We start from the raw sequence: 12,502 nt of genomic DNA, 5'->3' as shown, positions 1-12,502 counted from the left end.
CAATTGTAAGGAGGCTAGAATGCCGCCCCCAGAACTCTTGTGATATAATGAGTGAAATAGTTTAAATTACTAAAAACAAATGAGGAGCATGACTATGAAAAAGTTGTACGAAGATGACAGTTTGACACTTCATACGGACCTTTATCAAATCAATATGATGAAAACTTATTGGGAGACGGGTCGAGCGGATCTTCACGCCGTATTTGAGTGTTATTTCCGTAATATGCCTTTTGATAATGGCTATGTCATCTTTGCTGGTCTAGAACGACTTGTAAAATATTTGGAAGATTTGACGTTTAGTGAAAGTGACTTGGCATATTTAAGTGAAGTGGAACATTACCCGGCAGATTTTATCGATTATTTGCGAGATTTCAAATTTGCTTGTACCGTTCGTTCAGCGGTAGAAGGTGAATTGGTCTTTAATAATGAACCGATCATCCAGGTGGAAGGACCACTGCTGCAATGCCAATTGGTCGAAACGACATTGTTGAATATCGTAAACTTTCAAACCTTGATTGCAACCAAAGCGGCGCGCATTAAATCCGTTATTGGAGATGATCCTTTATTAGAATTTGGGACACGTCGTGCACAGGAATTAGATGCTGCTATATGGGGAACACGAGCGGCTTATATTGGTGGTGCTGATGCAACAAGCAATGTGCGTGCTGGAAAAATTTTTGGTATTCCAGATAGCGGCACGCATGCGCATTCATTGATCCAGTCTTACGGCAACGATTACGAAGGATTTAAAGCTTACGCAGAAACACATCGGGATTGTGTCTTTTTAGTTGATACGTACGATACGATCCGATCAGGCGTGCCAAGTGCCATCCGAGTTGCACGAGAAATGGGCGATAAGATCAACTTTTTAGGTGTACGTATCGATAGCGGTGACATGGCCTATATTTCGAAACGTGTCCGCCAACAATTAGATGAAGCAGGATTTCCAGATGCGAAAATCTATGCATCGAATGATTTAGATGAAAGCACCATTCTCAACTTAAAAATGCAGCATGCGAAGATCGATGTATGGGGTGTCGGAACGAAGCTGATCACAGCTTACGATCAACCGGCTCTTGGTGCTGTCTTCAAATTAGTCTCGATTGAGAACAAAGAGGGAGAGATGATGGACACCATCAAACTTTCCAGCAATGCAGAAAAAGTCACGACGCCAGGGAAAAAGCAAGTGTGGCGGATCACGCGTAAATCTGATGGCAAATCAGAAGGGGATTATGTGACTTTGTGGGATGAAGACCCGAGAGAAGAAAAGGAAATCTACATGTTCCATCCCGTCTATCCTTATATCAATAAAACAGTTAAAAACTTTGAAGCGCGTCCAGTCTTAAAAGACATTTTCGTAAAAGGAACGCGCGTCTATGAACTGCCTGATTTAGAAATTGTGAAGCAAACGGCTAAAGATAGTTTGGATTCCTTATGGGAAGAGTATAAACGTGACCTTAATCCACAAAAATATCCAGTCGATCTTTCAACTGAGTGCTGGAACCATAAAAACAAAATTATGGACCAAGTGCGTAAATCTATGGTAAAAACGGAAGAAGAAGATTAAAGGAGTGGAGTCGTCATGACGTTGCAAGAAGAGATCATTAAGGAATTAGGAACAAAACCATCGATTGATCCTCAAGAAGAAATTCGGAGAAGTATTGAATTTTTAAAAGCGTATTTGAAAAAGCACCCATTTTTGAAATCTTTTGTATTGGGAATCAGCGGTGGTCAAGATTCTTCATTGGCAGGTCGTTTGGCACAACTTGCAATGGAAGAAATGCGTGAAGAAACTGGGGATCAGGCCTACAAATTCTTTGCTGTTCGCTTGCCTTATGGCGCGCAAGCAGACGAAGCAGATGCAAAGAGAGCCTTGGTGTTTATAAAACCAGATGTAAGCTTAAGCGTGAATATCAAAGGAGCGGTAGATGCTGAAGTGGCGGCTTTAGAAGAAGCAGGAGTCGCTATCAGTGACTTCAATAAAGGAAACATCAAAGCACGTCAACGAATGATTACTCAGTATGCGATCGCAGGAGACAATCAAGGTGCCGTAATCGGAACAGATCATGCAGCGGAAAATATCACAGGTTTCTTCACGAAATTTGGCGATGGCGGTGCAGACATCTTGCCGTTGTTCCGTTTGAACAAGCGCCAAGGAAAAATGCTGCTGAAGGAATTGGGCGCAGATGAATCCTTGTATTTGAAGGTTCCAACAGCCGATCTAGAAGATGGCAAACCATTGATTGCGGATGAAGTCGCACTTGGGGTCACTTATGATGACATTGACGACTATTTGGAAGGTCGAGAAATTGAAGCGAGTGCCCAAGCAACGATCGAAAATTGGTGGAACAAAACGCAGCATAAACGTCATTTACCAATTACGGTCTTTGATGATTTCTGGAAATAATCGAAGGAATGATGCAGCCTAGTGGAGAACGTTCTTCACTAGGCTTTTTTTGTTCCCCTCATTAAAAAATTGTTCTATGAATTTAGTTTAAGGAAGTTGTCGGCATTCTTTACTTTGTTCCGTTTTCTCGCTAAACTATTTAAGGTATTGGTCGATTTTTATGAATCGCCGCTAATTGTTTTTTGAGAAGAAAAGGGTGCCGCAGAATGGCAGGCATTCTAACTAATTAGATAAAACAAGGGATGAGATCTCGGAGAACTTTTAAGGAGTAGAGAGAACATCTTTACGAATGTATGAATGGGAGAGAGATATGCAAAAACTTCGAAAGCTTCCTTGGCGTCCAATTCTAGTCGGAATCGGTATCGTCGGGTTAATTATTGTTTCCAATCTTTTTTTTCAATTGACGCAAAATGATTTTTCTTTTGACTTGGCATTTAAATTCGCTTTTTCTTGGCACACGGAGAAATTCTTTTTAGGATGTTTTGTGCTGCTGGTTTTTTATGGCTGGATCAGTAGTTTGCTAGGTTCATTAAAAATGGGGAGTCTTTTTTATGCTCTGACCGTGATCGGTGTGGGAAGCGCCAATTTTTTAAAAATGAAGTATCGGATGGAACCAATCTATCCCGATGATCTGAAAATGATTACTGAATTTGGAATGATTCGCGACATCGTTGGAATACCGGTGTTTATTCTCTTTTTACTACTTCTGGTGATTGGGTTGCTGTTAATCGTCTTTAGTGTAAAGAAGAGTTTGAAACTAAAGAAAAAGCAGCAATGGATTCGCTTGAGCATTTTTGTTTTGACGAGTGGTCTTTTGATTTATGCAGGCGGCTTTAATCAGCAGGGAAATGTCTTGCGAGAAGCCTATAATAAGACGGCGTTGTGGATTCCATACAGTCAGAAAATGAATTATTACAACACAGGATTTATGGGCGGTTTTCTATACAATTTGCCTGTCGATGCGATGGAGGAGCCCGCAAACTATTCTGCTGCTGCAGTCAAAAAAATCACGGAAGAGTATCAGCCGAAAAAGGAGAACGCATCCGAAGAAAAGCCGAATATCGTGTATGTGATGAGTGAAAGCTTCTCCGATCCAAGCCGATTGAAAGGGTTAGAGATCTATGGCGGTGATCCATTGCAGGCGTATCGTGAGGTGGCAGACACGACCTACAGCGGACAAATGCTCTCGCAAAATTACGGCGGCGGTACTGCGAATATCGAATTTGAAGCATTGACTGGATTTTCAATGGAGCTCTTCAATGCACAGATGACGACACCTTATACGATGCTGGTACCAGAATTCAAGTCATTTCCTTCATTAGTAGGGACATTAAAAGAGCGAGGTTATGAAACAACCGCGATCCATCCGTACAATACATCCATGTACAAAAGAAAAGACGTTTATAAAACATTCGGCTTCGATCAATTTCTCGACGAAAGCACGATGACGCATAAAGACAAAATCGAAAACAATCCCTATATTTCCGATAAGGCAGCGTATCAGGAAGTCTTCGATCAATTAGAAAAAAAGAATCAACCGCAATTCTTACACTTGGTGACGATGCAGACGCATATGCCGTATGAAAATAAATACGACGAACTGCCTTATCTTGTCAAAGGAGAAGACAGTATGGCTGTAAGAAGTTATTTGCAAGATGTCGCATACAGCAGTGAAGCATTGAATGATTTTCTGACTAAGCTGGACAAATTGCCTGAACGGACATTGGTCGTCTTCTGGGGCGATCATTTGCCAGGGATTTATTCGGAGGAGATTCAAGAGAAGAATCAAGGACACCCATTACATGAGACTGAATTTCTCATGTACGACAACCGGCATCAGTTGAACAACGAGCGGGTGACAACAAGTCCATTTTATTTTGCGGCAGATCTTTTTCAACAAGGGCGACTGCAAATGACTGGCTTTCAGCAGTTATTAGTAGAACTGCAAAACGAGCTGCCAGCATTTGAAAAAGGAATGTACTATCAAAGTGGGCAGTGGTTTAAAGAAGCTCGATTGAACAAGAAGCAAGAAAAATTATATCAGGATTATCAAATGATCCAATATGACATCACATCCGGAAATCAATACAGCTTAAAAGAAGCATTCTTTGAATAAACCAAAGGGAGTAAACCATGGGATTTAAAAAGAAAGACAATCAGAGTTATTACAATCCGGTTCGCCGTGCGATCTTAACGCATGGAATGATCGAACCAGGAGATCGAGTGGCGATCGGTATGAGTGGCGGAAAAGATAGCACGACGTTGCTTTATTTGTTGGATCGGATTCGTCGACAAAGAAGGTTGGGGTTTGATTTTGAGCTGGTACCGATCGCGCTTGATATGGGATTTGAAGGGTGTGACATTACGCCGATGCAGGCTTTCGTTGAACAGTTGGGGTATCCATTAGAAATTGTTCCGACAAACATTGCCAAAGTTGTTTTTGATATTCGGGAAGAAAAATCCCCCTGCTCCTTATGCGCAAAACTACGCCGAGGAATCTTATACAATCGAGCCCATGAATTGGGGTGTCAAAAAGTCGCGTTGGGGCATCATGTAGATGACGCGATCGAGACTTACTACATGAACTTTTTGTTTCACGGAAGGATGAATAGTTTTGAGCCAAAAAGCTATCTATCGAAAACAAACGTAACGTTAATCCGTCCGATGATCTATTTGGAAGAAAAACAAATCATCCGCCTTGTGAAACGCGAAGAGCTGCCGGTTGTTTTTAATCCTTGTCCTGTGGATAAAAAAACAAAACGGGAAGAGATAAAGAACTTAGTGACCAACATGGCGAATCACTACCCAGATATTCGAGAAAAGTTTATAATGGGCATGGAACAAGGAACAGCTGAAGATTTTTGGAATAAAAGTCTCTAGTGGAAGCTCTTACAATCGATTATTTTAAAAGTAGTGATTGTATTCCCGCCTTTTCTCATGCTATAATTCGTTTTGTATTCATGAGGGAGTAACTGGCAGCGCAAGCTGTGGCAACGCCACCAGCAAGAAAAAGATATTTTTCTGGTGTTGTCTTAAATAGTGAGACTTATGTATGTGTCTTTCGCATACACAAGTCTATTTTTTTTACTTCCAAAAGGAACACTAATTTAAGGAGGAAAAAAATGTCCGAGGAGAAAAAACAACAACTGATAAATCCTTTTTATTCAGAAGAAAAAGAACAGGTTTTAGCAGAAGTTCAAACGACTGAAGAAGGGCTGACAACTGCGGAAGCAGAAAAACGCCTAAATGAGTATGGTTTGAATGAATTAGAAGAGGGCGAAAAGAAAAGTATGCTTGCTCGCTTCTTAGAACAATTTAAAGATTTGATGATTATCGTCCTATTGTTTGCGGCAGTCATCTCTGCGGTCGTTTCTCATGAAGTAGTGGATTCGATCATTATTTTAGCCGTTGTGATCATCAATGCGGTGATGGGTGTTGTACAAGAATCGAAGGCTGAACAAGCCATTGAGGCCTTGCGTGAAATGTCTACACCAAATGCCAATGTTTTACGTGATGGTCATATCCTTTCTGTGAAATCTACCGATCTTGTTCCCGGCGATATCGTAATGCTGGAGGCCGGTGATGTGGTCCCTGCGGACTTACGTTTGATCGAAGTCGCTTCATTAAAGATTGAAGAAGCTGCTTTAACAGGAGAGTCTGTTCCGGTAGAAAAAGAGTTGATCGTTATTGATGCAGGCGAAGTGGGCATCGGTGATCGTGTGAATATGGCGTATTCAAATAGTAACGTCACCTATGGCCGCGGAAAAGGTGTGGTCGTGAATACTGGAATGAATACCGAAGTTGGTAAGATTGCTGGAATGTTAGCACAAGCAGATGAAACAGAGACACCATTGAAAAACAACTTGAACCAATTGGGTAAATTCTTGACACTTGCTATTATTATTATTGCTGTCGTGATGTTTTTCGTAGGAACTGTCTTTAACGATACCTCGTGGGTCGATATGCTCTTGACCTCGATCTCATTAGCAGTTGCGGCTATTCCTGAAGGCTTGCCAGCGATCGTTACGATCATTCTTGCTTTAGGGACCCAAGTGATGGCTAAACGAAATTCTGTGATTCGTAAATTGCCTGCAGTGGAAACTTTAGGTTCAACAGATATTATTGCTTCTGATAAAACAGGGACTTTGACGTTAAATCAGATGACGGTTGAAAAGCTTTACGTCGACAACCATCAATACGATGCGAATGGCGAAGTACCTAGCGATAGTATGGCGATGAAAGTCATGAACTATGCGAACGATACAAAAATCGCGCAAGACGGCAGTTTGATCGGCGATCCAACAGAAACAGCGCTTGTGCAATTTGGATTGAATAATCATTTTGATGTACGTGAAAAAGTTGCTGCAGAACCTCGCGTGGGTGAGCTGCCTTTCGACTCAGATCGTAAGCTGATGAGCACGCTGCATGAAGAGCAAGATGGAAAAATCTTAGTAGCTGTCAAAGGCGCTCCAGATGTCTTGCTTGATCGGACGACACATATCTTGTTGAATGATCAAGTGGTTCCTATGACAGAGAAAGAAAAACAAGATATTTTAGCGAATAACAAAGACATGGCGCAGCAAGCGCTGCGTGTATTGGGCATGGCTTACAAATATGTAGACCACGTTCCAGCAGAATTAGAAACGGAAGTCGTTGAAAACGAATTGGTCTTTGCTGGATTAGTCGGCATGATCGATCCAGAACGTGCCGAAGCGGCCGAAGCAGTACGTGTGGCTAAAGAAGCGGGCGTTCGTCCAATTATGATCACTGGTGACCACAAAGATACCGCAGAAGCGATTGCTGCTCGTTTGGGGATCATCGAAAAGGGCGACGATGCGTCTGTTTTAACCGGTGCGCAATTAAATGAACTTTCAGATGAAGAGTTTGCTCAGAAGGTAGAGCATTATTCAGTCTATGCCCGTGTGTCTCCAGAGCATAAAGTTCGGATCGTCAAAGCGTGGCAAAAAGAAGGAAAAGTAGTTGCCATGACAGGGGACGGCGTCAATGATGCACCTGCCTTGAAGCAAGCGGATATCGGTATTGGTATGGGGATCACAGGGACAGAGGTTTCCAAAGGAGCTTCTGATATGGTTCTTGCGGATGACAACTTCGCGACGATCGTCGTTGCTGTGGAAGAAGGACGTAAAGTCTTCTCCAATATCCAAAAAGCGGTTCAATATTTATTGGCTGCGAACTTAGGAGAAGTATTGACGTTATTCATCGCTACTTTGCTTGCTTGGGATACCTTGCTGCCAATCCACTTATTATGGATCAACTTAGTAACAGATACTTTTCCTGCGATCGCTTTAGGAATGGAGCCTGCGGAAAAAGACTTGATGCAGCATAAACCACGGGGACGCAGTTCAAATCTGTTTTCTGGCGGCGTCTTCTCAAGTATTATTTATCAAGGGATCTTAGAAGCGAGTACCGTATTGTTTGTTTATTGGTCAGCGATTCAATGGCCGGTTCATTCAAATTATGGAGAGATTCATTCGGACGCCTTGACGATGGCTTTTGCAACGTTAGGCTTAATGCAGCTATTCCACGCATTCAACGTGAAATCTGTGCATCAATCCTTGTTCAAAGTTGGTGCCTTCCGCAACAAGAGCTTTAACTGGGCGATCTTATTATCCTTTGTGTTAATGATGGTCATCATCGTTGTGCCAGGACTGAACGATGTCTTCCGGGTAGCACATCTTGACTTGTATCAATGGGGGATCGTGATCGGTGCTTCCTTTGCGATTATTCCAATTGTTGAGATCGTGAAATTCTTCCAACGTAAAACGTTAAAAGAAAAATAAACCAAAAAACTTCGCATGGCGATCCTTATCCGATCTCCTGCGAAGTTTTTTTATTTAATCAGTGCATACATGTGCATGTCTTTTACTTCACCGTTTTTCACCGCATTTTTCCGCAAGGTTCCTTCGAATTGAAACCCGCATTTTTCCAGCAATCGACAAGAGGCTTTGTTGGTGGAAAAGGGTTCTGCAAAAATCCTCAGAATATCGGTTTCTTTGAAAATATACGCCGTAACAGCTGTCACGGCTCGCGTAGCAAAGCCCTTGCCCCAATCATTTTCGGAAAGATAATACCCAATTTCAGCCGTACGCCGATGGATATTTTCCGAGCGAAAAACACCGATACTGCCAATCACTCTATCCCCATCAACAATGGCGAAAGCAAATGTGCTCGACGAATCAGCACGCAACATAGATTCAATGAATGCTTGGGCATCTTTTTTAGTGTATGGAAAAGGCAGACCGTCTCGCAAGTTGTCATGAATGTTTTTATTAGACAAAACTTTTGCCAGCTCTTCGGCATCGTCTCTATGCCATTTTCGGATGATCGTATCCATAGAAAATCCTCCATTCGAAACAATTTCTTTAACCATAGCATCTCTTCCCATAGAAATGAAGCGGCTTTTAAGTTTTTCTGAACAGCTTTGCATAATGGCGAAAAATCGGTAAAATGAAGGTATCCAGAAAAGAAAGTGGGAATAAAGGAATGCGACCGAATACAGGATACTATGCAAGAGAGATCAATGAGATCGTTCAAAATACTGAAAAGATGGGTGAACGGTTACACCCAAGCTATGAAGAAATCCGTACTGCTTTAGATGAAAAGACGATCACTGAATTTGATCAAGAACACCTGTCAGAGATCCACGAGCTGTTCAAAGAGGGGACACAGTTCTACGAATTAAATTTAGAAAAAATCAGCATGTTGAAACCACCCGCAAAGGTGATCGGCAATCATAAGAAATTTGAACGCGCATTTATTCAATATGTCGAAGGCTGCCAAGAAATGACAGACAGCTTATTGCCGGAAGTAAATGAGGAAGCCTTCAATGCAGCAGAAAAAAAACAAGATGAAGCAACGGATAAAATTTATAAAACAATCCAAAAAATTACGAACCTGTTATTGAAATAGCGAACAATCCAAAAAATAAGAGAACAAAAGTTTTCTAATTTTATTATAACGTTATTTTAAATACAGATGGGTAAGATTCGGGTATTATTAATTCATAACCAATAACAACCTTTTCTTTTTCATTACATTTAGGTAATACTCCTTTAGCACCGATTTGCCGATCGGTGCTTTTTTTTGTCCTTTTTTAGTGTTGGTCGATCCAAATTTTTTATAATAAAAACCGACTGACGTTTAAGTGCACACTTAAGGTCAGCCGGATTGTTTAATTTTCGATATTTCTTACATAGTTCTCGAAATAATCATTCAGATTGTTTTTAATTTTTTGATAGTCTTCTTCACTGTAGTCCTTCTCATCAAGACGCCCTTTAAAATTTGGCAAGTCCAAATCCTTTTTAAGCCGCTCAATGACTTCTTCTTTATTCATCAGCAATTCCCTCCACACTAACTGACACTGTCTATGAAATCAAAACACGTGAAACTCGTTTGAACTGAGCTAGGCTTCGAAATAGACACAAACCGCTTCTGGCGCATAGACGTCTTTTTGGATCATTGTCAATAGGCCGCTTTCGGCATCCCGACGATAAAGCGTCAGGTTGTCGCTGTTTTGATTCGCTGCAACGACATACGCGTTGTCAGGACTTAACGCGAAATCTCGTGGGAAATCGCCTTCTGTTGAGATGCTTTGTACGTTTTCGATATGTTGCCCATTTTCAGTGATCGCGAAAACGGCAATTGAATTATGTCCGCGATTCGATGCGTACAAATAGCGCCCATCGTTAGAGATGCGAATCGCAGCACCGCCGTTTTCACCGTCAAAGTCTGCGGGCAAAGTGGAAACTTTTTGTTTTTGAGTGAAGCTGCCATCTGTCTGATCGTAGCTGAGGACGCTAACGGAACTGTCCAATTCACCAAATAAGTAGGCAGTTGTTTCATTCGGATGAAAAACTAAGTGACGAGGCCCCGTCCCAGGTTCAGCGACATAGACCGCGACTTCTTCAACGGCACCGTTGTCAGCAACATCATAGGTGTAGACACGGTCAGTACCAAGGTCACATACGACTAAGCGTTGATCTGGCGCTAGGTCGGTATAATGAGTATGTGCATGGTCTTGATTTTTGTGAGGCCCTGTTGGTTCTTTATGTGCAAGGGATGCAGCCGCTTCAAGGGAGCCGTCTGATTGGATCTTGTACGTGTTCAGTTCCCCTTTATGATAATTTGCTCCGTAAACCAATTGACGTGCTTCATCAACAGCCACATAACATGGCGGAGCGCCTTCTTCTGTCACCGCATTCAAAAAATTGATTTGAGGGTCGTAGCTAGACACTCCGCCTTTTTCCTCACGGCTCGTAACGGCGTAAAGAACTTCTTCTTTACTTTTAGTAAGGTATGTTGGGCTTATTTCCGCTGTTACTAATTCTAGATTAGTTAACGTTTCAGTGTCGGTATTCAGATCGATTTGATAGATTCCTTGACTGATGCGTCGGGTGTAAGTGCCTAAAAGTATTTTTTGGATCATGAAAAAACCTCCTTCAGTGTACATCCATTTTAGCAAGTTTATTGTCACTTGGATAGCGCTAACTTTATGATATAATTGAAAAATAAACAAGAAAAGAGCGTGACGTATGACAGTAACTGAAATCACTCAAATTGGAAAAAATGCAGTTAATGATGAAAATATCTTGATTCTTTTCGGACAGACGATTACACCAGATTTAATGGATGTTTCGATCGTTCAGAAGAAAATCAATGAGACACCCATTGATTTGAAAAAAGGCGGACAGCTTATTTTTGGCGAGCAAAGCTACAAAATAAATGGTGTTGGACCGTTAGCCAATGAAAATCTTAATGAGATCGGACATGCGACTGTCTTTTTTCAAGAAGAGGTTGGCATGATCCCAAATGGGATTTATGTTTCCCCAGAAAAACTTCCAGATTTGGAAGTAGGGATGAAAATTACATTTCAATAGGAGCGTGAGTGCGTGGATAAAAAGAAATTGACGCAAAAAACGTCTTGGTTTTGGAAATGGTTTTTGAACAGCCAAGTCGTAGTGGCATTGATCATCGTATTGTTGCTGCTGTTGATCACGTTGGTTTTTACGAAAGTATCGTATATTTTTGAGCCTGTCGGACAGTTTTTTGCCATCGTGGGTCTACCTATCGTGATCGCCGGAATTCTCTACTATTTGATGAATCCAGTAGTCAACTTTCTAGAGAAAAAGGGTGTTAAGCGAAGTATTGCGATTATTTTACTCTTTGTAGTTGTTGTGGCATTGATCATCTGGGGAATCGTTGTGATCATTCCGCAAATTCGTGAGCAGCTTAGTTCGATGTTGAAAAGCTTGCCGGGGTATTTCGATACGATCAGTGATAAGGCAAGTGAGATTTTTAAAGATCCATCCTTTGAACCCTTTCAACAGCATATCGACAATAGTTTGCAAAAATTACTAGAATCGTTAACAGAAACAGCACAAAATATTTCTCGTGTGACGTTGCAGGGATTGGGAAGCGTCGTTTCAACCTTAGCGACTGTCGTGATCGCTTTGATCACAGCACCGATCATCTTGTTTTTCCTATTAAAAGACGGTGACCAGTTAGTACCGTATGTCCTTAAATTGTTGCCGACTAAAATGCGCAAACCGTCATTACGCGTGATGACTGAAATGAATTCACAACTGGCTTCATATATTCGCGGACAGTTGACTGTCGCTTTTGCGGTGGCAGTGATGTTTATTATCGGCTTCTCGCTAGTGGGGATGAACTACGCGATCACCTTAGGAATTCTAGCAGGTGTGTTGAATTTGATCCCCTATTTAGGATCGTTCTTAGCCATGGTCCCGGTAGTTTTCATTGCCTTAGTAACCGGCCCGATCATGCTGGTAAAAGTCATTATTGTCTTTACGATCGAACAGACGATCGAAGGACGGATCGTGTCACCATTGGTGCTGGGGAATCAATTAGAGATTCATCCTGTTACGATCATGTTCGTATTGCTGACAGCCGGAAAGATTTTCGGTATTGCGGGCGTCATTCTAGGGATTCCTTTTTACGCCGTCGCAAAAGTTATTGCGATCCATGTATTTGAATGGTACAAAGGTGTCTCAAACCTTTATGAAGAAGACGATACAACAAAAACACCTGTCGATGACTGATCGACAGGTGTTTTTA

11 protein-coding genes are annotated in these 12,502 nt (G+C 41.7%); 8 read left to right on the top strand and 3 right to left on the bottom strand.

The features are described from left to right. Nucleotides 1-94: 94 nt before the first annotated feature. The 5 genes from I592_RS11005 (at nucleotide 95) to I592_RS10985 (ending at nucleotide 8,208) form a co-directional block, all read left to right on the top strand. A complete protein-coding gene (locus I592_RS11005; RefSeq protein ID WP_010780131.1) occupies nucleotides 95-1,567 on the top strand; it encodes a nicotinate phosphoribosyltransferase in 1,473 nt (490 codons plus the stop codon). A 15-nt stretch (nucleotides 1,568-1,582) separates the two neighbouring features. Beyond that, nucleotides 1,583-2,407, top strand: coding sequence for an ammonia-dependent NAD(+) synthetase (gene nadE, locus I592_RS11000; RefSeq protein WP_010780132.1), 825 nt, complete (start codon nucleotides 1,583-1,585; stop codon nucleotides 2,405-2,407). Nucleotides 2,408-2,717: 310 nt separating this feature from the next. Then, the gene (locus I592_RS10995; protein WP_010780133.1) at nucleotides 2,718-4,523 is read left to right on the top strand and encodes an LTA synthase family protein; all 1,806 of its coding nucleotides are present in this window, start codon (nucleotides 2,718-2,720) and stop codon (nucleotides 4,521-4,523) included. Nucleotides 4,524-4,540: 17 nt separating this feature from the next. Beyond that, entirely contained in the window at nucleotides 4,541-5,287 is a 747-nt protein-coding gene (locus I592_RS10990) for a tRNA 2-thiocytidine(32) synthetase TtcA (protein WP_010780134.1), read from the top strand. Nucleotides 5,288-5,529: 242 nt separating this feature from the next. Next, nucleotides 5,530-8,208: a cation-translocating P-type ATPase gene (locus tag I592_RS10985; RefSeq protein WP_010780135.1), complete on the top strand. Its 2,679-nt coding sequence runs from the start codon at nucleotides 5,530-5,532 to the stop codon at nucleotides 8,206-8,208. A gap of 50 nt (nucleotides 8,209-8,258) precedes the next feature. On the opposite strand, the gene I592_RS10980 is transcribed toward I592_RS10985, so the two are convergent. Further along, complete coding sequence (locus I592_RS10980; protein ID WP_010780136.1) at nucleotides 8,259-8,762, bottom strand: GNAT family N-acetyltransferase; 504 nt, start codon at nucleotides 8,760-8,762, stop codon at nucleotides 8,259-8,261. 149 nt (nucleotides 8,763-8,911) lie between these two features. Here I592_RS10980 and I592_RS10975 point away from each other — a divergent pair, with 149 nt between their 5' ends. Beyond that, entirely contained in the window at nucleotides 8,912-9,337 is a 426-nt protein-coding gene (locus I592_RS10975) for a hypothetical protein (RefSeq protein ID WP_010780137.1), read from the top strand. A gap of 262 nt (nucleotides 9,338-9,599) precedes the next feature. Here the strand turns inward: I592_RS10975 and I592_RS21625 are convergent, their stop codons facing one another. Next, complete coding sequence (locus I592_RS21625; RefSeq protein ID WP_010780138.1) at nucleotides 9,600-9,761, bottom strand: hypothetical protein; 162 nt, start codon at nucleotides 9,759-9,761, stop codon at nucleotides 9,600-9,602. Nucleotides 9,762-9,830: 69 nt separating this feature from the next. Beyond that, on the bottom strand, nucleotides 9,831-10,853 hold the full coding sequence (locus tag I592_RS10970; protein ID WP_010780139.1) for a lactonase family protein: 1,023 nt from the start codon (nucleotides 10,851-10,853) through the stop codon (nucleotides 9,831-9,833). 106 nt (nucleotides 10,854-10,959) lie between these two features. On the opposite strand from I592_RS10970, the gene I592_RS10965 reads away from it, so the two are divergent. Beyond that, complete coding sequence (locus I592_RS10965) at nucleotides 10,960-11,304, top strand: PTS glucitol/sorbitol transporter subunit IIA (protein ID WP_010780140.1); 345 nt, start codon at nucleotides 10,960-10,962, stop codon at nucleotides 11,302-11,304. Nucleotides 11,305-11,316: 12 nt separating this feature from the next. Then, on the top strand, nucleotides 11,317-12,486 hold the full coding sequence (locus tag I592_RS10960) for an AI-2E family transporter (RefSeq protein ID WP_010780141.1): 1,170 nt from the start codon (nucleotides 11,317-11,319) through the stop codon (nucleotides 12,484-12,486). Nucleotides 12,487-12,502 lie beyond the last annotated feature (16 nt).

The sequence above is a fragment of the Enterococcus gilvus ATCC BAA-350 genome (assembly GCF_000407545.1).
Taxonomy (GTDB): Bacteria; Bacillota; Bacilli; order Lactobacillales; family Enterococcaceae; genus Enterococcus_A; species Enterococcus_A gilvus.
The sequence above is the reverse complement of the archived record's forward strand: the minus strand, read 5'-3'. Positions and strand labels throughout refer to the sequence as shown.